Origin of the sequence: Gordonia sp. Z-3 (assembly GCF_036233855.1) — a bacterium.
GTDB lineage: Bacteria > Actinomycetota > Actinomycetes > Mycobacteriales > Mycobacteriaceae > Gordonia > Gordonia tangerina.
Map to the genome: position 1 here is coordinate 126,682 of NZ_JAZARS010000013.1, position 19,603 is coordinate 146,284.

At 67.0% G+C, this 19,603-nt stretch carries 23 protein-coding genes; 21 read left to right on the forward strand and 2 right to left on the reverse strand.

The window, feature by feature from the left end:
* Positions 1 to 3 precede the first annotated feature (3 nt).
* The 17 genes from VX037_RS16115 to VX037_RS16195 all read left to right on the forward strand — a co-directional run bounded on the left by VX037_RS16115 (position 4) and on the right by VX037_RS16195 (position 13,836).
* Complete coding sequence (locus tag VX037_RS16115; protein WP_004572306.1) at positions 4 to 342, forward strand: P-II family nitrogen regulator; 339 nt, start codon at positions 4 to 6, stop codon at positions 340 to 342.
* A gap of 19 nt (positions 343 to 361) precedes the next feature.
* Positions 362 to 2,986, forward strand: a complete 2,625-nt coding sequence (locus VX037_RS16120; RefSeq protein ID WP_396572496.1) for a [protein-PII] uridylyltransferase — start codon at positions 362 to 364, stop codon at positions 2,984 to 2,986.
* Positions 2,987 to 3,057: 71 nt separating this feature from the next.
* Entirely contained in the window at positions 3,058 to 4,635 is a 1,578-nt protein-coding gene (ffh, locus tag VX037_RS16125) for a signal recognition particle protein (protein WP_287015630.1), read from the forward strand.
* 13 nt (positions 4,636 to 4,648) lie between these two features.
* Complete coding sequence (locus VX037_RS16130) at positions 4,649 to 5,743, forward strand: amidohydrolase family protein (protein WP_235722295.1); 1,095 nt, start codon at positions 4,649 to 4,651, stop codon at positions 5,741 to 5,743.
* Positions 5,744 to 6,235: 492 nt separating this feature from the next.
* On the forward strand, positions 6,236 to 6,727 hold the full coding sequence (rpsP, locus tag VX037_RS16135; RefSeq protein ID WP_235722294.1) for a 30S ribosomal protein S16: 492 nt from the start codon (positions 6,236 to 6,238) through the stop codon (positions 6,725 to 6,727).
* Positions 6,724 to 6,966 (forward strand): RNA-binding protein, encoded by a 243-nt coding sequence (locus tag VX037_RS16140; RefSeq protein WP_235722293.1) that lies wholly within the window; start codon positions 6,724 to 6,726, stop codon positions 6,964 to 6,966. The genes rpsP and VX037_RS16140 overlap by 4 nt, the downstream gene beginning before the upstream one ends.
* Before the next feature lie 16 nt (positions 6,967 to 6,982).
* On the forward strand, positions 6,983 to 7,504 hold the full coding sequence (gene rimM, locus VX037_RS16145; protein WP_235722292.1) for a ribosome maturation factor RimM: 522 nt from the start codon (positions 6,983 to 6,985) through the stop codon (positions 7,502 to 7,504).
* 2 nt (positions 7,505 to 7,506) lie between these two features.
* Entirely contained in the window at positions 7,507 to 8,208 is a 702-nt protein-coding gene (gene trmD / locus VX037_RS16150) for a tRNA (guanosine(37)-N1)-methyltransferase TrmD (protein ID WP_235722291.1), read from the forward strand.
* Between the two features lie 94 nt (positions 8,209 to 8,302).
* Positions 8,303 to 8,635, forward strand: a complete 333-nt coding sequence (locus VX037_RS16155; RefSeq protein WP_235722290.1) for a YbaB/EbfC family nucleoid-associated protein — start codon at positions 8,303 to 8,305, stop codon at positions 8,633 to 8,635.
* 23 nt (positions 8,636 to 8,658) lie between these two features.
* The gene (locus VX037_RS16160; RefSeq protein ID WP_328714943.1) at positions 8,659 to 9,003 is read left to right on the forward strand and encodes a hypothetical protein; all 345 of its coding nucleotides are present in this window, start codon (positions 8,659 to 8,661) and stop codon (positions 9,001 to 9,003) included.
* Entirely contained in the window at positions 9,000 to 10,049 is a 1,050-nt protein-coding gene (locus tag VX037_RS16165) for a hypothetical protein (RefSeq protein ID WP_328714944.1), read from the forward strand. The genes VX037_RS16160 and VX037_RS16165 overlap by 4 nt, the downstream gene beginning before the upstream one ends.
* Positions 10,046 to 10,489: a hypothetical protein gene (locus VX037_RS16170; protein ID WP_328714946.1), complete on the forward strand. Its 444-nt coding sequence runs from the start codon at positions 10,046 to 10,048 to the stop codon at positions 10,487 to 10,489. The genes VX037_RS16165 and VX037_RS16170 overlap by 4 nt, the downstream gene beginning before the upstream one ends.
* Positions 10,490 to 10,498: 9 nt before the next feature.
* Positions 10,499 to 11,488, forward strand: coding sequence for a hypothetical protein (locus VX037_RS16175; protein WP_266063030.1), 990 nt, complete (start codon positions 10,499 to 10,501; stop codon positions 11,486 to 11,488).
* 79 nt (positions 11,489 to 11,567) lie between these two features.
* A complete protein-coding gene (gene rplS, locus VX037_RS16180; protein WP_235722285.1) occupies positions 11,568 to 11,909 on the forward strand; it encodes a 50S ribosomal protein L19 in 342 nt (113 codons plus the stop codon).
* A gap of 18 nt (positions 11,910 to 11,927) precedes the next feature.
* Positions 11,928 to 12,812 carry a signal peptidase I gene (gene lepB, locus VX037_RS16185; protein ID WP_266063029.1) on the forward strand — a complete coding sequence of 295 codons (885 nt, stop codon included), beginning with the start codon at positions 11,928 to 11,930 and terminating at the stop codon, positions 12,810 to 12,812.
* A gap of 30 nt (positions 12,813 to 12,842) precedes the next feature.
* A complete protein-coding gene (locus VX037_RS16190; protein ID WP_235722283.1) occupies positions 12,843 to 13,535 on the forward strand; it encodes a ribonuclease HII in 693 nt (230 codons plus the stop codon).
* Positions 13,525 to 13,836 carry a DUF2469 domain-containing protein gene (locus tag VX037_RS16195; RefSeq protein ID WP_235722282.1) on the forward strand — a complete coding sequence of 104 codons (312 nt, stop codon included), beginning with the start codon at positions 13,525 to 13,527 and terminating at the stop codon, positions 13,834 to 13,836. Before VX037_RS16190 ends, VX037_RS16195 begins: the two co-directional genes overlap by 11 nt.
* A gap of 61 nt (positions 13,837 to 13,897) precedes the next feature.
* Here the strand turns inward: VX037_RS16195 and VX037_RS23730 are convergent, their stop codons facing one another.
* Both VX037_RS23730 and VX037_RS16200 read right to left on the reverse strand, forming a co-directional pair.
* On the reverse strand, positions 13,898 to 14,527 hold the full coding sequence (locus VX037_RS23730) for a DUF3558 family protein (RefSeq protein ID WP_442903687.1): 630 nt from the start codon (positions 14,525 to 14,527) through the stop codon (positions 13,898 to 13,900).
* 10 nt (positions 14,528 to 14,537) lie between these two features.
* Positions 14,538 to 14,960: a hypothetical protein gene (locus VX037_RS16200; protein WP_328714948.1), complete on the reverse strand. Its 423-nt coding sequence runs from the start codon at positions 14,958 to 14,960 to the stop codon at positions 14,538 to 14,540.
* Between the two features lie 160 nt (positions 14,961 to 15,120).
* On the opposite strand from VX037_RS16200, the gene VX037_RS16205 reads away from it, so the two are divergent.
* The 4 genes from VX037_RS16205 (at position 15,121) to dprA (ending at position 19,594) form a co-directional block, all read left to right on the forward strand.
* Complete coding sequence (locus tag VX037_RS16205) at positions 15,121 to 16,392, forward strand: hypothetical protein (RefSeq protein WP_328714950.1); 1,272 nt, start codon at positions 15,121 to 15,123, stop codon at positions 16,390 to 16,392.
* A gap of 108 nt (positions 16,393 to 16,500) precedes the next feature.
* Complete coding sequence (locus VX037_RS16210) at positions 16,501 to 16,938, forward strand: YraN family protein (protein WP_287015621.1); 438 nt, start codon at positions 16,501 to 16,503, stop codon at positions 16,936 to 16,938.
* Positions 16,935 to 18,470 carry a YifB family Mg chelatase-like AAA ATPase gene (locus tag VX037_RS16215; RefSeq protein ID WP_235722278.1) on the forward strand — a complete coding sequence of 512 codons (1,536 nt, stop codon included), beginning with the start codon at positions 16,935 to 16,937 and terminating at the stop codon, positions 18,468 to 18,470. The genes VX037_RS16210 and VX037_RS16215 overlap by 4 nt, the downstream gene beginning before the upstream one ends.
* Positions 18,470 to 19,594, forward strand: a complete 1,125-nt coding sequence (dprA, locus tag VX037_RS16220) for a DNA-processing protein DprA (protein ID WP_328714952.1) — start codon at positions 18,470 to 18,472, stop codon at positions 19,592 to 19,594. Before VX037_RS16215 ends, dprA begins: the two co-directional genes overlap by 1 nt.
* Positions 19,595 to 19,603 lie beyond the last annotated feature (9 nt).

Sequence of the window (19,603 nt, forward strand, 5' to 3'; positions counted from 1 at the left end):
CTGATGAAGCTGATCACCGCAATCGTGAAGCCGTTCACGCTCGAGGACGTCAAAGCAGGACTCGAGCAGGCCGGAATCCTGGGTATGACCGTCAGTGAGGTCCAGGGATACGGCCGCCAGAAGGGCCACACCGAGGTCTATCGCGGCGCCGAGTACTCGGTGGACTTCGTTCCCAAGGTCCGCGTCGAGGTGGTCGTGGACGACGCCGCCGTCGACAAGGTCGTCGACGTGATCGTCGAGGCGGCGCGCACGGGCAAGATCGGGGACGGAAAGGTGTGGGTCTCGCCGGTCGAATCGGTTGTCCGAGTTCGGACCGGGGAGCGCGGCGGCGACGCGCTCTGATCCGGGGCAACCCGCCCCTTTGAAAAAGACTCACGACCCCGCGTCTGACGACTCAGGCGCGGGGTCGTGTCCATCACGAAGGAAGTGTAAGAACTCCGTGGCAGCAACAGATCTCGCGGCGACCCGTCGGCAACTCCTGCAGTCGGGGCAGGCGGGCAAGCTCGACGCCCCCGGCCTGCGACAGGTGCTTGTCGATCTCCACGAGTTCTGGCTGACCAGCAAGGGAGCCGAGCTCGGTGTGCGCCCACAGAGTGGGTATGCCATCGTCGCCGTCGGCGGACTCGGCCGCGGAGAGCTGTTGCCCTTCTCCGATCTCGATCTGATCCTGCTGCACGACGGAATGCCGCACGACGAGGTCGCCGAGGTGGCCGACGGGCTCTGGTATCCGTTGTGGGACGCCAACATTGCGCTCGACCACAGTGTGCGAACGGTGCCACAGGCGTTGCAGGTGGCGGCCGAAGACGTCAGCGCCGCAATGGGGTTGCTCGAGGCCCGGCACATCGCCGGCGATGAGGACCTGTCCAATCTGTTGATCAGTGGGGTCCGCCAGCAGTGGCGCACCGAGATCCGCGATCGGTTCCCGGCCGTGGTGTCACATGCGCAGGACCGGTGGCGACGAGCCGGTGACATCGCGCACCGCGCGGAGCCCGACCTGAAGAACGGCCGGGGCGGTCTGCGTGATGTGCAACTGCTGGGGGCGCTGGCGATCGCCCAACTCACCGACGGCATGGCCAGTCTGCGCCCGGATTCGCCGGGCGCAGGGCCGCAGGTGGCGTATGCGCGTTTGCTGGACATCCGCACCGAGCTGCACCGCATTGCCGGACGACCGCGCGAACAGGTGCGTGCCCAGGATGCCGACGAGATCGGTGCGGCGCTGCGGATCGGTGACCGTTTCGATCTCGCCCGGGTGATCAGCGATGCCGCCCGCACCATCAGCTACTCCATCGACGTCGGTTTGCGCACCGCGGGTAACGCTTTGCCGCGCCGTGGATTGGCGAAACTACGGCGGTCGCCGATACGACGGCCCCTGGACGAAGGGGTGGTGGAGCACAACGGGGAAATCGTGTTGGCGCGCAACGCGATCCCGAGTAAAGACCCCGGTCTGATCCTGCGTGTCGCGTCGGCATCGGCGCGCACGGGTCTGCCGATCAGCGCGTCGACACTGAGCCGACTGGCCGACTACGCGCCGGAACTGCGTGAACCGTGGCCGGCCGAAGCACTCAGCGATCTGCTGGTGTTGCTCGGTGCCGGACACCACATGGTCGACCCGATCGAGGCCCTCGACCGCACCGGGTTGTGGGGTCGATTGCTGCCCGAATGGGGTGCGGTCCGAGACCTTCCCCCGCGGGATGCGATTCACACCTGGACCGTCGACCGGCATCTGGTGGAGACGGCCGCCCATGCCGGGTCGATGACCACGCGGGTGTCGCGGCCCGATCTGCTGGTGCTCGGTGCGCTACTGCACGACATCGGCAAGGGCCGCGGGGCCGACCACAGCATCGTCGGCGCCGACCTCGCGATCCAGATCGGTAACCGGTTCGGGCTGTGGCCGCAGGATGTCACGGTGCTCTCGGAGATGGTGCGACATCACCTGCTGCTCCCGAGCATCGCCACCCGACGTGATCTGGACGACCCGGCCACCGCCGAATTCGTGGCGGAGACACTCGGATACAACCGGGCGCTGCTCGAATTGCTGTCCGCGTTGGCCGAGGCCGACTCGCTGGCCACCGGCCCCGGTGTGTGGGGGGAGTGGAAGGCGTCGTTGATCAACGACCTCGTTCGTCGGGCGTTTCGCCTCATCGACGGTGACGAACTCGCCCGCCCCGATGCGCTCACCTCCGAACAGATCGCTCTCGCCGAGGCGGGCGGCTTCTCGGTCGACATCGAGCAGGCCGACGGACCGCACACCTTCCGCATCACGATGGTCGCCCCGGATGCGACGGGCCTGCTGTCGAAGATGGCCGGCGTGTTGAGTCTGAACGGGTTGCGGTCGCACTCGGCGACCGTGCAGAGCCATGCGGGCAGCGCGGTCAACACCTTCGTGGTGGTGCCGCTGTTCGGCAGTCCACCCGAGGCCGGGCTGATCCGTCAACAACTGATGGCGGCGGTGGACGGCAAGATCGATGTGCTGGCCCGTCTCGACGCCCGCGAGACCGAGTCGCCGATCCCGACGATCGGTTCGGTGTCGGCACCGGGCGCCGCGACGTCGGCCGGCAGCACCGATCCGGCCGTCGACGGTGCCGGGCACCCCAAGAACGCGGTGCCCGCATTGTTCGCCGTCGCGCCGCCGCGGGTGCTGTGGGTGCACCACGATGCCGAGGCGACGGGACCCGATCCGGGCCCCGATCCCGGCGAGGTGATCCTCGAGCTGCGCACCGACGACAGACTGGGGTTGTTGAGTCGGGTCAGCTCGGTCATCGAACGCCACGGCGCGCAGGTCCGCTGGGCCAAGGTCACCACGTTGGGCAGCACCGTGGTCGACACGTTCTGCCTGCACCTCGCCGATGACGGCGAAGCCGCCCGCACCGCCCTCGCCGACGACGTGCTCGCCGTGTGCCCACCGCCCCAACCGCGTTCCGACGACGACGGAAACGGTCCCGACGCCTATGGTGGTACCGCCCGGTCCGGGGTGCCCATCAGCTGACGCGCGACCGCCAGGCAAAGAGTCGGGGCCACACCCGGAGTGCCGCATGACGAGCATGGAAGACTAGAAGAATGTTCGATTCGCTTTCCGATCGGTTGGGCAGTGCGCTCAAGGACCTGCGCGGCAAAGGACGGCTGTCCGACGCCGACATCGACCGCACCTGCCGGGAGATCCGGCTGGCGTTGCTGGAGGCCGACGTCTCGCTGCCGGTGGTGCGCGGTTTCATCGCGAAGGTCAAGGAACGTGCCAAGGGCGCGGAGGTGTCCGGAGCGCTGAATCCGGCGCAGCAGGTCGTCAAGATCGTCAACGACGAACTCGTCGGCATCCTCGGTGGGGAGACCCGTCGGATCGAATATGCGAAGAAGCCGCCGACGGTGATCATGCTCGCCGGCCTGCAGGGTGCCGGTAAGACCACGTTGGCCGGCAAGCTCGGCAACTGGCTCAAGAAGCAGGGGCATCAGCCGTTGCTGGTGGCCTGCGACCTGCAGCGGCCCGGGGCGGTCTCGCAGCTGCAGATCGTCGGCGAACGTGCCGGCGTCAAAGTGTTCGCACCGGACCCCGGTACCAGCATCGGACAGACCGGTGAGCTGGGCACGGTCAGTTCCGGTGATCCTGTCGCGGTGGCTCGTGATGGTGTGGCCGAGGCGACGGCGCAGCACTACGACGTGGTCGTCATCGACACCGCAGGTCGACTCGGTATCGACGAGGAGCTGATGCGGCAGGCCTCCGACATCCGGGAGGCCACCGAACCCGACGAGGTCCTGTTCGTCGTCGACGCCATGATCGGTCAGGACGCCGTCAGCACCGCCGAGGCATTCCAGGACGGCGTCGGCTTCACCGGCGTGGTGCTCACCAAACTCGACGGCGACGCCCGCGGCGGTGCGGCGCTGTCGGTGCGCGAGGTCACCGGGCGCCCGATCATGTTCGCGTCGTCGGGGGAGAAGCTCGACGACTTCGACGTCTTCCACCCCGACCGGATGGCCAGTCGCATCCTGGGCATGGGCGATGTGCTGTCGCTCATCGAGCAGGCCGAACAGCACTGGGATGCCCAGCAGGCCGAGGCCGCGGCCGCCAAGATCACCCAGGGTGAACTCACCCTCGAGGACTTCCTCGACCAGATGCTGATGATCCGCAAAATGGGGCCGATCGGCAACATCTTGGGCATGTTGCCGGGCGCCGGGCAGATGAAGGACGCGCTCTCACAGGTCGACGACAAGCAGCTCGATCGGGTGCAGGCGATCATCCGCAGTATGACGCCTGCCGAGCGCGACAACCCGAAGATCATCAACGCCTCCCGGCGGCTGCGCATCGCCAATGGCTCCGGCGTCACGGTCAGCGAGGTCAACCAACTCGTGGACCGCTTCTTCGAGGCCCGCAAGATGATGGCGCAGATGTCCGGCCGGATGGGAATGGGCGTCGGTGGCGGCCGTAAGAACAACCGCAAGAAGGGCAAGGGCAAGAAGGGCAAGGGCAAGAGTCGGGGGCCCACACCGCCGAAGGTGCGGGGTGGATTCCCCGGGATGGCCGGGATGCCCGGGATGCCGGGCGGGTTCCCCGATCTGTCCAACATGCCGGCGGGTCTCGACGAACTGCCGCCGGGGCTCGAAGGCATCGACGTCTCACAGTTCCAGAACCCGAAGAAGAAGTGACGAGGCCGCCGACGTGACCGAAGCCGTGCCCGACCGCGACATTCGTCACTACCGCGGCATCGACCCGTTCACCGATGAACAGATCGACCTGTGGGTCGTCGACGGGTTCATCACCCGGGAGCCGGTGCGCGGCGCCGAGACGGCTGCCGACGGTGGCTGGATCATCCCGGGTCTGGTGGATGCGCACAACCATGTCGGCATCGCACCGGGACTCGGCGTGACCATCGAGCAGGCCCGCCGGTATGCGCATGCCGACGTGCGGGCGGGCACCCTGCTGATCCGCGAGGTCGGTTCCCCGCTGGACACCCATCCGCTCGATGGTGACTCGAGTTGCCCCCGGTTCATCCGGTCCGGCAAGCACATCGCTCGGCCCAAGCGGTACCTGCGCGACTACGGTGTGGACCTCGAGAACCCCGACGATCTGGCCGCCGAGGTCACCCGGCAGGCCCGCGACGGCGACGGCTGGGTCAAGCTGGTCGGCGACTGGATCGACCGGGAGGTCGGCGACCTCGCCCCGCTGTGGACCAGAGCGCAACTCGACGCCGCCGTCGCCGCGGCCCACGCCGAGGGCGCGCGCATCACGGCGCATGTGTTCGGGGCCGATGCCCTGCCCGATCTGATCGCCGCCGGTGTGGACTGCATCGAGCACGGTACGGGGCTGACCACCGATCTGATGGATGCGATGGTGGAGCGATCGATCGCGTTGGTCCCGACGCTGATCCAGGTGGAGAACTTTCCGGGTATCGCCGACGGCGCCGACCGGTTTCCCACCTACCAGGCCAACATGCGCAAGCTCTACGACAATGCCGGTGCGGTGTTCGCCGCCGCGCGAGAGGCGGGTGTCGCGATGTTCGCGGGCACCGACGCCGGCGGCTTCGTCGAGCACGGTCGGATCGTCGACGAGATCGACGCGATGGCCGCGGTCGGCTTCGGTGCGCGCGATGCGTTGTACGCGGCATCGGTCGCGCCTCGACGCTGGTTGGGTGCTGGGGTGCTCGAAGAAGGCGACCCGGCCGACTTCCTGGTGCTCGCCGAGGATCCCCGCGTCGACCTGACCACGCTGCGACGGCCCACCGAGATCGTTTGCTCGGGGCTAACTGTCCACTAGCGGTAGCTCACAGCAATCGCAGGTCGCAGCCTTTGGTGTGACGTATTCGTGTGAGGTAATGCACTCGGTGTGAGCTGGTGGTGCTAACTTACCGGCTGGTAAAGTAATCGCTGCGCAGCAGGGTTCGCGACGCCGGAGCCCGCATTCGGTTCGACGGTTCGGGTAACGGTCGGGGGAGGCCGCCGAGTCGACCGAGGTGCGAAAAAGCTCAGCGATCGTTTGCGTGACATGTGGTTACCTTCAGCGGGGTGGGTAACCACATGTCGGACCCCACCGACAGACTCCACCGCTACCCCGTGAATCGCACCCGTGTCAGTGGTGCGGCTTTGGCCCGTGATTTCCGATCCGGCCCGCTCATCTGGCAGAATTGCACGTCGGTTCGCCGGAACCGGTTACGTACCGACCGGCGGTCACACCGAAACAGAACGCAAAACCGGGTCCGTCGCTCCGGGCGGGCCGCTGAATTGCGCAGTGACCACTGAAAGAGAAGACATGGCTGTCAAGATCAAGCTCACGCGGCTCGGCAAGATCCGCAACCCGCAATACCGCATCGTCGTCGCCGACTCTCGGACCCGCCGCAACGGCCGGGCGATCGAGACCATCGGCAAGTACCACCCGAAGGAAGAGCCGAGCCTGATCGAGGTCGACTCCGAGCGCGCCCAGTACTGGCTCGGCGTCGGCGCCCAGCCGACCGAACCGGTCGAGGCCATCCTCAAGGTCACCGGTGATTGGCAGAAGTTCAAGGGCCTGCCGGGCGCCGAGGGCACCCTGAAGACCAAGGAGCCGAAGGCGTCGAAGCTGGATCTGTTCAACGCTGCGCTCGCCGCCGCGGACAGCGAGCCGGTCGCCGATGCCACCACTCCCAAGAAGAAGGCCGCCAAGAAGGCCGACGCCGACACCGCGGCCGCAGAGGCGCGCCCGGCCGAGGCGCCTGCCGACCAGGCTCCGGCCGACCAGGTCCCGGCCGCTCAGGGTGACGCGTGAGCGCTGTCGTCGCCGACGCGGTCGAGCATCTCGTCCGTGGCATCGTTGCCAACCCTGACGACGTCCGTGTCGAAATGATCACCGGGCGTCGTGGCCGGCTGGTCGAGGTACACGTCAATCCCGAGGATCTCGGCAAGGTGATCGGCCGCAATGGTCGCACCGCTACCGCCCTGCGCACTCTCGTCGGCGGCATCGGTGGCCGCGGGATGCGTGTGGACATCGTCGACACCGACCGCTGATCGACACTTCTGCGCGATGGATCTCGTGATCGGCCGCGTGGCCAAATCGCACGGAGTGCGCGGCGAGATCGTCGTCGACATCCGCACCGATGATCCGACGGCACGATTCGCTCCCGGCACTGTTCTGCGTGGACTGCTGTCGCGCGGGGGTGGCGAGCAGAATTTCACCGTGACAGCCGCCCGGCACCATGCCGGGCGGCTGTTGCTGTCGGTGGCGGAGGCATCCGACCGCACTGCTGCCGATGCGCTGCGCGGGGTGCTGTTCGTGATCGACAGTTCCGAGGTCGATTCCGGGGATGATCCCGATGAGTTCTACGACCACGAGATCGAGGGCTTGCCCGTCACGACCGTCGACGGCGTCGAGGTCGGTGTGCTCGCCTCCGTCCTGCACCTGCCGGGCAGCGATGTGCTAGCCGTGCGGACTCCGGACGATCGCGAGGTGCTGGTGCCCTTCGTCCGCGAGATCGTGCCGTCGGTGACGACGGACGGCATCACGATCGATCCGCCGCCGGGCCTGATCGACGACCCCGAAGGATGACGATGCGGATCGACGTCGTCTCCATTTTCCCCGACTACCTCGACCCGTTGCGCGTTGCGCTACTGGGCAAGGCCATCGAGGCCGGCCGTATCAGTGTCGATGTGCACGACCTGCGTGAATGGACCCACGACGTCCACCGCAGTGTCGATGATTCGCCGTACGGCGGCGGTCCCGGCATGGTGATGAAGCCGCAGGTGTGGGGACCGTGTCTCGACGACGTGTGCCCCGACGCCGCGCTGCTGGTGGTGCCGACACCGGCCGGCGTGCCCTTCACCCAGGACACGGCCGAGCGTTGGAGTCGCGAACGCCACCTCGTGTTCGCCTGCGGGCGCTATGAGGGTATCGACCAACGGGTCTTTGCCGACGCGGCCCGCCGGGTGCGCGTCGAAGAGGTGTCGCTGGGGGATTTCGTTCTGATCGGCGGTGAGGTGGCGGCCATGGCGATGATCGAGGCCACCGTCCGGCTGCTCGACGGAGTGCTGGGCAATCCTCGTTCGCACCAAGAGGATTCGTTTTCCGACGGTCTACTCGAAGGCCCGAGCTACACCCGGCCGGTGTCGTGGCGTGGCCTGGATGTCCCCGAGGTGCTGCTCAGCGGGGACCACGCCAAAGTGGCGGCGTGGCGTCGCGAACAGGCGCTCGAACGCACCCGGGAACGGCGTCCCGACCTGCTGCCCGCCGAGGACGGAACCGACGGCCGGTGAGGCGCCGGACGGTCGACACACGGCGCAGAGTGCGACGGCGGTTCTCGCCCCGTCGATGCTGCCGATACGATCGATCGCACCGGGGAGGGGGCTCATGTCTGATCGATGGTCGGCCATGCTCGACGAACTCGAACGTCAGCGTGCCGAGTTGAGCCGTGTGAGCGAGGCGGTCGCACGGGTGACGGCGCACGCGACGAGCGCCGACAAGTTGGTGTCGGTCACCGTCGACGCCCGCGGGCTGTTGGTGGATCTGAGCATCGATCCGCGCGCCATGCGTCGGTACCGGGCCGAGCAATTGTCGGCGCAGATCACCTCGCTCGTCAGTGAGGCCGACCAGCGTCTGCACGATCAGCGGAACCAGATCCTGTCCGCGGCCGTCCAACCATCACCGGGCTATGCCGAGATCGGCGAGGATCGTCGGCGATGAATGCGACAGACGGGGGAGCAGACATGACCGAGGCAACGGCCGCGGGATTCGGCGGTAACCGGCTTCACGCCGACCTCACGGAGCTGACCGAGTTGGCCGAGCAGGTGGGTGCTGTCCACCGGGACGTCGACCGTCTGCTGGATGAGCTCGATGCGGTGCTCGGGGATGCCGATGCCGCGATCGGCGTCGACGAGGGCGCACGGGCGTTTCGCTCCGGCTTCGCACCGCGGGCCCACGAGATCCGGGGGGCGGCCGCATCGGCGGCCGCCGAGCTGGAACGTCACCGAAATCTGATCCGCCGCGGCATCGGTGAACTCGACGCCGCCGATCACGATGTCGCGCTGAGGCTCACCAAGGAATCCCGGTGACCGTCGGGGTCGTAGCGCTCCCGGTACCGCCGGAGATCCGGGCGCTGGCCGACGAACTCGCCCCCGGTCGGTGGCCGACCGCCGACGTGGCGACGCTGTACGAGTCCGCAGCACGCTGCCGCCGGTTGGCAACCCGGCTCGCCGCCGTCGTGGCCGAACTGGATGCAGCCCATCGGCGAGGCTCGGGCGGGTCCGGACAGTTCCGGGAAGGGCTCGACGCGGGGTATCGGCACATCGTGGCCTCCTCGGACTCCGCGCTCGCCCGCACCGCCGAGCGCCTGCAGTCTGCCGCCGACTCGCTGGAGCGTTACGCGAAAGCCGCGGTCGCCACGCACAACGACATGACGGTGATCGCATCGATCGCCGATCGTGAACGGTTGCGCGGGGACCTGATGGCGTCACTCGGCGACGATTCCGCGCGGGTGGTGGCGGCCGGTGCCGGGCGGATGGCGCTGACCGCCGCGGGCGACGATTACACCGACCAGGCGACCGATGCCGGCCGTCACGATGGGGATCACCCGCCCGCCGCCACCAGCGGCATGATGCCGTTCTCCGCGCTGGGGCCGATCGCCGCCGGCGCCGGGGTGCTCGCGGGGTCACACGCCACCGCGGCCGGCGCCGAGTCCTCGGAGATGAGCGTGACCGATGCCGAATGGTTGCAGCGACGCGCAGCGGCACTGCAATCGGCGCTACCGGCGTCGGTGACCGGTTGGGTTCGGATGGCGGTCGGCGTCGGCCGCGGTCCCGACGGAGCCCGCACACTCGTCGTCGGTACTGACGAGTGCTATCCCTACGAGCGCGACGGCGTCGGCATCGGCGCGGCCGAGACCCTGGTCGGTGACGGGCAGGCCGCCGAGCTCGCCATCGTCGACCACATGGCCCGCCACGGCATCCGGTGCCAGGCGATCGCCGCCGCGACCCCCATGGACGCTGCGACCGTGGCGTCCATGGCCGACACGGACACCCAACTGTTCGCACCAGACGCGCACGGCTCCGACGACGTCGGATCGGACTTCGCCGACGATTCGCAGCTGGACCAACCGTGAGTCACCGCGTCGACCGCCTGGACGCGGGACTCGCCGACCTGGTGGATCGCGTCGGAGCCGACGACCTCTCACCGTGCTTGTATTCTCTGGCCATCACGGTGATGTCGGCCGTCGATACGGGCGACGACGCCGAGGTGACCGCGGCTCTCACCGAACTCAAGGAACGCGGGTCGGTGGCGCCGAGCAGTGCGCTCCAGATCAACAGCCTGCTCTCGCAGTACGAGCAACGTGCCTTCGCCGCACGGCGGCGAGGGGACCAGGCGGCGCGGGAGCGAGCGTTCTTCCAGGCGCGGGCGCTCAACTGCGTCGCGCACGTGATCGGTGCGGATCGGGGTGGTCGACCCGCTCGTGATCGGCTGCGCGATGCCACCTACGAGGCGGCTGTGGCCTGCCGCGGTCCGGCCGCCGTGCGCAGCGTGCTGATCCGCTATGCGGGCTAGCCTGGGCATGTGCACGATTGGCTCACCCGAGGGGCCTCGGACTGGCTGAACCACGACATCATCGATCGTGGGCGGCTGCCCCTGCTGGTGTTCTTCTTCGGGCTGATCGTCGGGTTCGTGGGGATTCGGATCAGTGTTCGCCTGATCCGCGCCGACGTGCGGTGGTGGTTCTCGAACGTGACCGCCGGCGATACCCACATCCATCACATGGTGTTCGGTGTGGTGTTGACATTGCTGTCGGGGCTCGGACTGATCGCGTTCGCAGTCAGTGGCGATCAAGCGGTGATGACGGTGTTGGCGGGGCTGTTCGGTGTCGGCGCCGCCCTGATCCTCGACGAGTTCGCACTGATCTTTTATCTGCGCGATGTGTACTGGTCACACGAGGGACGCACATCGGTCGACGCGGTCTTCATCGCGCTGGCCGCGACCGGCATGATCCTGCTGGGCTTCCGGCCCTTGGATCTCTATTTCGATGCTCTCGATGATCTGCGGGTCGGTCGAACCGCCGTCGTCGACGTCGCGGCGGCCACGCTGAATCTCGCGTTGGCGGCGCTCGTCGTTCTCAAGGGAAAGGTGTGGACCGGGGTCATCGGGGTGTTCGCCTGGCCGCTGCTGATCGTCGGGGTGTTGCGCCTGGCGCGACCGACCTCGCCGTGGGCGCGTTGGCGGTATCTGTCGCGGCCCCGCAAACTCGAGCGGGCCATTGCCCGCGAACGCACCTTGCGCCGACCGTTTGTCCGAGCCAAGATCCTGGTGCAGGATCTCATCGCCGGCACGCCCGATGTGCTGCCACACGTGCGCGCGGCCACCGAAGACCGGTTGAATCAGACAGTTCATCCGGCACCGCCGCCACCGGCGATTTCGCCCCACCGGGGTATCTCTGGCACAATAGTCGGGTTGCCTGGAGACGATGTCTCGACTCGGAGGAGAGCTCCGGACGGACCTGATCCGGGCGCACCCAACGACTCGGAGCACGAACCGGTCGAACCTCACAGATGATTCCCGACCTGTCGGGGGTACATGTGCGGGGCCGCCAGGTTCCTCTGTTCAGCGCATACGCCAGATTGGATCAACCACGATGAACACCCTCGACTTCCTCGACAAGCAGTCGCTCCGCGACGACATCCCCGAATTCGGCCCCGGCGACACCCTTGACGTCCACGTCAAGGTCATCGAGGGCTCCAAGGAACGTGTCCAGGTGTTCAAGGGTGTCGTGATCCGTCGCCAGGGTGGCGGCGTTCGCGAGACCTTCACCGTGCGCAAGGTGTCCTTCGGCGTCGGTGTTGAGCGCACCTTCCCGGTGCACAGCCCGAACCTGGCCAAGATCGACGTCGTCACCCGCGGTGACGTCCGTCGCGCCAAGCTGTACTACCTGCGCGATCTGCGCGGCAAGGCAGCCAAGATCAAGGAAAAGCGCTGACCCGTCTACCCTGACGACGTGGCCGACTCTCACTCCGCCGGTAACGAACCCGACCCCGGTGCGCAGCGGTCGTCTGCCGATTCGTCCTCGCGTCCTGAGGACTACGGCTGGGATGACGACGGCGAGCACCCCGACGAGCGTCCGTGGCGCAGCAAGAAGGACAAGCCGGAGAAGCGTGGCTCGCTTCTGCGCGAAGCCGTCATCATCATCGGCTGTGTGTTGCTGTTGACCTGGTTGCTGCAGACCTTCGTCGGACGGCAGTACGTGATTCCGTCGGAATCGATGGAACCGACGTTGCATGGCTGTACGGGGTGCACCAACGACCGGATCGTCATCGACAAGCTGTCGTATCGCTTCGGCGAGCCGGAACCCGGTGACGTGGTGGTGTTCAAGGCTCCGACCGAATCCTGGGACGGGGCGTGGCTCTCGCCGCGGTCGGACAACGCGGTGGTGCACAAGATCCAGGACGGACTGTCGTGGTTCGGCTTCGCGCCGCCGGACGAGAACAACCTCGTCAAGCGGGTGATCGCCACCGGCGGGCAGACCGTCGAGTGCCGCAACTCCGACAACGTGGGTGTCACCGTCGACGGTAAGCCACTCGACGAGCCCTACGTAGACAAGTCGCTGCAGGCCCAAGACGTGGCGGCCGGCAACGAATTCGCGGCGAATCCGAACGGTCAGCCCAATGCGTGCTTCGGGCCGGATTTCGGTCCCGTCAAGGTGCCCGATGGCAACGTGTGGGTGATGGGCGACAACCGCGCGAACTCGGCGGACTCCCGGTTCCACATGGAGGACGAGTACCAGGGCACGGTGCCGGTCAGTGACATTCGCGGCAAGGTGCAGTTCATCATCTATCCCTTCTCGAGGATCGGTGGTGTGTCCTCGGACAACCCGCAGTCATGAGAGCTGACCTGTGATGTGGGAGCCCGACCGATGAGCCGGTGGCCGCCGAGATTCCCGATCCGACGGGCAGCGAGTCTGCGTACCTACGAGTTCGCGCTGCACCGCAACGGGCTCGGCCCTGTCGCGGGGGTCGATGAGGCAGGCCGCGGCGCCTGTGCCGGGCCGCTGGTGGTCGCCGCGTGTGTACTCAAGCCCACGCAGTTGGCCTCGCTCGCCGATCTCGACGACTCCAAGCGACTGACCGAGGCCACGCGCGAGCAGCTCTACAAAGCGGTCACGAAGTACGCGTTGAGTTGGCATGCGGTGGTGATCCCCGCGGCCGAGATCGACCGCATCGGCATCCATGTCGCCAACATCGAGGGCATGCGGCGGGCCATCGCCGGCCTGGATGTGACCCCGGGTTATGTGTTGTCCGACGGTTTCGTCGTGCCAGGACTGACCGTTCCGTCGCTGCCGGTGATCGGCGGGGACGGTGCCGCCGCCTGCATCGCCGCCGCGAGCATCATCGCGAAGGTGACGCGCGACCGGCTGATGGTGGCGATGGATCAGGACCTGCCCGGCTACGATTTCGCCGTCCACAAGGGCTACAGCACCGCACATCACATGGCCTGCCTCGACCGCCACGGGCCGTCGCAGCAACACCGAATGTCCTACCGGAATGTCGCCTCCCGCGTGACCTCCGACCCCGACCCGACCACGATAGGCTTGACGAATGAGTGCTGAGGATCTCGAGAAGTACGAAACCGAGATGGAACTCTCCTTGTATCGGGAGTACAAGGACATCGTCGGACAGTTCACCTATGTGGTCGAGACCGAACGGCGCTTCTACCTCGCCAACTCCGTAGACCTGGTCCCGCGCAACACCGAGGGTGAGATCTACTTCGAGCTCCGCATGTCCGACGCTTGGGTCTGGGACATGTACCGCCCCGCCCGCTTCGTCAAGCAGGTCCGCGTCATCACCTTCAAGGACGTCAACATCGAGGAACTCGAGAAGCCCGAACTCCGCCTCCCCGACGAACCGTGACCTCCCCGGCGACTGAGTAGAACGTGCTGTTTTCCGGTACGTTCACCTCACTCGGATCGGGCTACTCCGGGATTTTGTCGATGGTTGCTTTGGTGAGATCGATTGCGCGTTGGCAGATTTCGGTGAGTGGGGGTTTGGGGAGACCGGCATAACCCACCCCGGTGACGACCCCGGAATCCAGGGACTGCACGTACGTGAAGCATTGCCCAGAGTTCAAGGAGGCAACTCCCACGCTACGTGTATCAACTTCTTGGTTCTCAAGCCAATTGAATGTCGGGTTCAAACTCTTATAGTCGGCGAGGCCGTCGTAATCTGCCACCATTTGGTAGGCAGACCATGACCACTCCTCGGCGTCAATGTATCGCCATTCGCACCCTCTCAGCGTTTGCCCGTCGACTTTGGCGGCGTCCTTTACCGAATTAAGGTCTAAGCCTAGTTCCGCGGCCGTACCTCGATCCATTGCCGTGCACGGCTCATAGGGCGAGCCGTCGTTTGAGGAGTTCCATCGCTTCGGCATTCTGTTTACGAACGGGAGGGGGAGACCATCTGAGTCCGTCTGTCGAACGTATGACCCAGTGGGGTTAGTCGAATCCACAGGGGCAGATTCTGGTGTCAGATCTCTGGGCTGTGAGCAGCTGGCTGTCAATGCGGCAAGTGCAACTAGCGCTGCAAACCATCCACGGTTTCCCATTCGCGATGGTCTACCTTTTCTCTGCAAAATTGCCCGCCGACGAGCGGTCCTGTGATTCGAGGGTTTCTGCTGCTTCTGCGCACTTCTGTGCGAGTTTCATCAGTTCGCTAATTTGCAGGTCTATCGCGGCAGCCCATCCAGCGTCACTTGTGATACTCGATCTGAGGCGGTCCCTCAGGAATCCGCCTTCTTGGCAGTCTCGCCCGAAGTAGTTTGCTGCAGCGATCTGCGACACGGTATTGAGGCAGTCGCGAAGCTTCTCCGCCGCATCCTCCGCCGCCTTCGCCCTCGCCTCCCACATCCCCTTCTCGGAAAGCACGCCGATGCCATCAACTGCCTGCCCCCAGTCCCTCTGATCCGGCGCACGCGTGATCTCGGGCATCGCGACACAGGGTTCCAGGACATAGTCGGACGCCTTTTGTCCGCCGCTCACGGTTTCCTCCCCACGTTGGTTTGGACGCACAGACCCCCGATGTGGTTCCAAGCGTCAACGCTTGCGAGCGGTGTGGCGTGATCCGCTCCAAGTGTCTGTAGCATAGCGGGCCAGATCCGGTGGCACGGATGTCCGTGGGTCGAGTCGGGACGGAGGGGCGATGACGGGGGCGGTCGGGGGCGGCAATACCAATTGGTTTGTCGCGATTCAGCAGATCTTGTCGCGTCTGGAGTCAATGGGTCCCGAGTCCGCGGCTGCCGACGCCCAAGCGCTGGCCCAGGCCATCTCCGCAGCTCACGAGGCGGCGCAACACCTCTACCGGTTCGGCGGTGACGGCCTGCAGGGGGTCGCGGCGAGCTCCAGCGAGGACGCGGCTCGGCAGATCTCCAGCGACATCGTGTCCGCGGCGGCGAACGCCCAGCCTGGCATCGACGCGCTCGTGAACGCCCAGTCGGTCTTGCTGGCCTCGCAGGCCCAGCGTGGGTCGCTGATGGAACTTCAGGGCGAGCTCCTGAACCCGTTGGGCGACGCATTCGGCGCCATGACGAGGGCGGGGCTGTTGATGACCGAAACCTACAACGGTCCGATGAGTTCGGCCGGCGATGGCCTGGGTCTGGCCGGCATTACCGGAGCCGACGGTCTACTGGCCGGAACAGGTGCCGGGGGATCGGCTGGCGGGGCCGGTAGCAGCGGTGGCCCCAGCGCAGCGGCGCGGTCCTCGGCGGCCGCAGCCACCGATCTGGGTGACTACGGTTCGCAGTCTGCGAAGCAACCGACGGCCCCGCCGAGCGGCGGTACCTCCACCGATCCCGTGCCACAGGCAGACTCGGCGAAAGCCGGCGACTCCCCGCTGTCCCTCGGCGAGGGCAGTGGCAACGGCGGCGGCGGGGGAGATGGGCCCGACAGCTTGACCCGTGGCGGACTTGGCAGCCCCGACTCGTCGAGCAGCACGGTGTCACCGTCCGCGATGATGATGCCCGGCAGTGCGGCCGCCGGCGCGGGTGGTGCAAAACTCGCGGGCAGTGGGGGCGCGGGAGGTTCTTCGGCCGGCGGGTCCAGCGGCTCGAGCGGAGCGAATCCCGCGGCACTGTCTCGCCGCTTGTCGGCCGCAATGCCCACAGCTGCGCCCACGTCGGGCACCTCCGCGACGACGACGCCGGTCGGTGCCGGTCCGAGCCGAGCGGGTGCGGCTCCGATGGGCGCACCCCATGGCGGCGGCCGCGGCCGCGGGCCCAACAACACCGAGCACAAATCCGCACACTATCTGCACACCACCGACAACGGTGCCGAAATCGTCGGCACCCTGCCACTGGTGGGCCCCCCGGTCATCGGCGATTGGGCACCACCACAACCGATCACGCCGGCCACCTCCGACGATGCCGCGTCGTCGTCCGAACCCGACGACAACCCGGACCGAGACCTCAAGCTCTGACCCGTGCCACCCCCGGACCGGCTGTCCACAGGGGTGCTCTGTCCACAGATCTGCATCGCGCATCGTCGTACAGGCTTATTCGCGGCCTCACCCGACGATGCTGCTCTCATGAGCGAGAACCCATCCCGGCCGTCCGATCCACCGTCTGCTCGGAACTCATCGCGGACTCGACCGAGCACAGCCGAGATCGGCCGGTGCGGTGAGGATCTGGCCGCCGACTTCGTGGTGGAACTCGGTTGGCGAGTACTGGATCGCAACTGGCGTAACCGTTTCGGGGAACTCGACATCATCGCTGCCGACACCGATGAACTGGTGGTGGTCGAGGTCAAGACACGGGCCTCACGGGTCTTCGACGATCCGGTCGCCGCGGTCACACCGCTCAAGTTCGCACGCATGCGCCGCCTGGCCCGAGAATGGCTCGCCGGCAACCGCGACCGCTGGTGGTCACGTATCCGGTTCGACATCATCAGCGTGCAACTCGACCCGCACGAACCGTTGGCGCTCGACCGCGCGAGGGTGCGCCACCACCGGGGAGTGTTCGAATGACCGACGACCCGCGCCTGACGACCGGGCTGGGTTCGATCCAGTCGGTGGGGCTCAACGCCTTCGAAGCCAATCAGATCGAGATCCAGGCCAACGTCGGACACGGCTTGCCCGGCTTCGTCGTCAACGGCAAGGTCGACGCATCGTTGCGAGAGGCCAAGGACCGGGTGCGCGCCGCGATCAGCAACAGCGGGCTGAAGTTCCCCGATCTCAAGGTGACGGTATCGCTCGCACCGGCCGACCTCCCAAAAGCCGGGTCCTCGTTCGATCTTGGTATGGCACTGGCGATCCTGGCCGCGACCAAGCAGGTCACGGTCTCGCGCACCGCACGCACGGTGTTCCTCGGAGAACTCGGACTCGACGGCGGGCTCCGACCGGTCCGAGGCGTGCTGCCTGCGCTCAAACACGCCCGCGATCACGGTTTCACCCATGCGGTCGTGCCGATGTCCAACGTCGCAGAGGCGACGTTGGTGACCGACCTGGAGATCGGCGGCGCGGAGAACCTCACAGAAGTGGTGCGATGGCTGGCCGGCGAGACGGTCCTCGACACGGTGACCGACAGTGAATCCCTCCCGCCGCCGATCGAGTATCACGACATGTCCGAGGTGGTGGGTCAGTCCGAGGCGCGCCACGCGCTCGAGATCGCCGCGGCGGGAGCGCATCACGTGTTGATGACCGGGCCGCCTGGCATCGGTAAGACGATGTTGGCGCGACGCCTGCCGGGGATACTCCCGCCGCTCGGATCCGAGGAATCGCTGGAGGTGACCGCCATTCACAGCATCGCCGGTACCCTACGTGCGGGTCGCCCGTTGGTGACCGAGCCACCGTTCATCGCCCCACACCACACCACCTCCACCACGGCGCTGCTCGGCGGTGGTACCGGGATGGCCAGGCCGGGTGCAGTATCCCGGGCGCACCGAGGAGTGCTGTTCCTCGACGAATGTGCCGAGATGGGGCCGAAAGTGTTGGACGCCTTGCGCCAACCGCTCGAAGAAGGGGAGGTCCGGGTCTCGCGACGCGACGGGGTGGCCACCTACCCGGCGCGGTTTCAGCTGATCATGGCCGCCAACCCGTGCCCGTGCGCCCCGGCGCACGACATCGACTGCATCTGCTCGGCGGTTGCCAGGCGACGCTACCTGGGGAAGCTGTCCGGACCGCTGATGGACCGCGTCGACATACGGGTAAGGATGGACCCGCCAGGCAATACGGCATTGATGTCGGACGCCGAGGAATCCAGTACCGCCGTCCGGGACCGTGTGGCGGCCGCTCGTCGTGCGGCGCTGGATCGGTGGGGATGTCACGGGTGGCTGACCAATGCCGAAGTTCCCGGTTCGGCTCTGCGGCAGCGTTTTCGGCTGTCACCGGCGGCTCTGCGTCCGATCGAGTTGTTCTTACGGGACGGACGAGTGACCGCGCGCGGCGCCGACCGGGCCATCCGGTTGGCCTGGACGCTGGGAGACCTGAAAGGGCTGACGCAGCCGGGCGAGACGGAGGTCGCCGAGGCATTGCTCTATCGCGACCGTGGTGGGTGCTGATGACCGACGACACCGAACTGCGTGCCTGGGCCTACCTCGCCCGGGTTGTCGAGCCACCCAACGCTGCGCTGCTGTCGCTGTGCGATGAGCTCGGTCCAATCGAGACGGCTGCCGCCATCCGTGCACGTTCGGTGCCGCACGGCCACGACGAGGTCCTGACGGCGACGGCTGCCCGAGCCGACACCGATCTGGCGGCGCAGGATCTGGACGTTGCCGCGCGGATCGGTGCCCGATTGGTGACCCGAGACGACCCGGAGTGGCCCGCCTGGCCCTTGTTGGCGCTCGGTCAGGCCGACACCGCATCTCGTGGCGGCGAACCCCTCGCCTTGTGGGTTCGCGGCACCTCCCGTCTCGACGAGGTGGCGTCCACCGGCATCGCGCCGATCGGGTCGCGGGCGGCCTCACGCTACGGCGAACAGGTCACCTCGACGTTTGCGGGCGGGCTGGTCGCGGAGAACTGGGCGGTGGTCTCGGGTGGGGCCTTCGGCGTCGACGGCGCGGCGCATCGCGCGGCGGTGGCCTCGGGCGGCCAGACAATGGCCGTGATGGCCTGCGGAATCGACCGCGACTACCCGGCAGGACATGCTCGACTCTTCGACCAGATCGCCGAGAACGGGCTCGTGCTCTCCGAGTATCCGCCGGGCACCACAGCTGCGAAACATCGGTTCCTCACCCGCAATCGGCTGGTCGCGGCGATGTCGAAAGCTGTGGTGGTGGTTGAGGCAGGTCGACGGTCGGGTGCTGCTAACACCGCGGCCTGGGCGCGCAAACTCGGTCGTCCGCTCGGCGCGGTCCCGGGGCCCGTCACCTCGGCCACGTCGGTCGGATGTCATCAGCTGATCGCCGACGGGCTCGCCGCGCTGGTCATCGACCCGCAGGCGGTGATCGCGCTGGCTGCCCCGGATGGCAGTGGGGACATGGGGCGAGGTCCGGTGCGGTCCACCGACGCGTTGTCGCCGGAAGCCAAGCGGGTGCATGACGCGATACCCGCACGCGGGTCGGTGACGATCGAAGAGATCGCCTTCTCGGCGGGCCTCGAGACCGCCCGGGTCAGGTCGGCGCTGGCTCACATGGATGTCAGCGGTCATGTCGTCAACGTCGACGGTGCGTGGCGGCTGGCATGACCAGACACC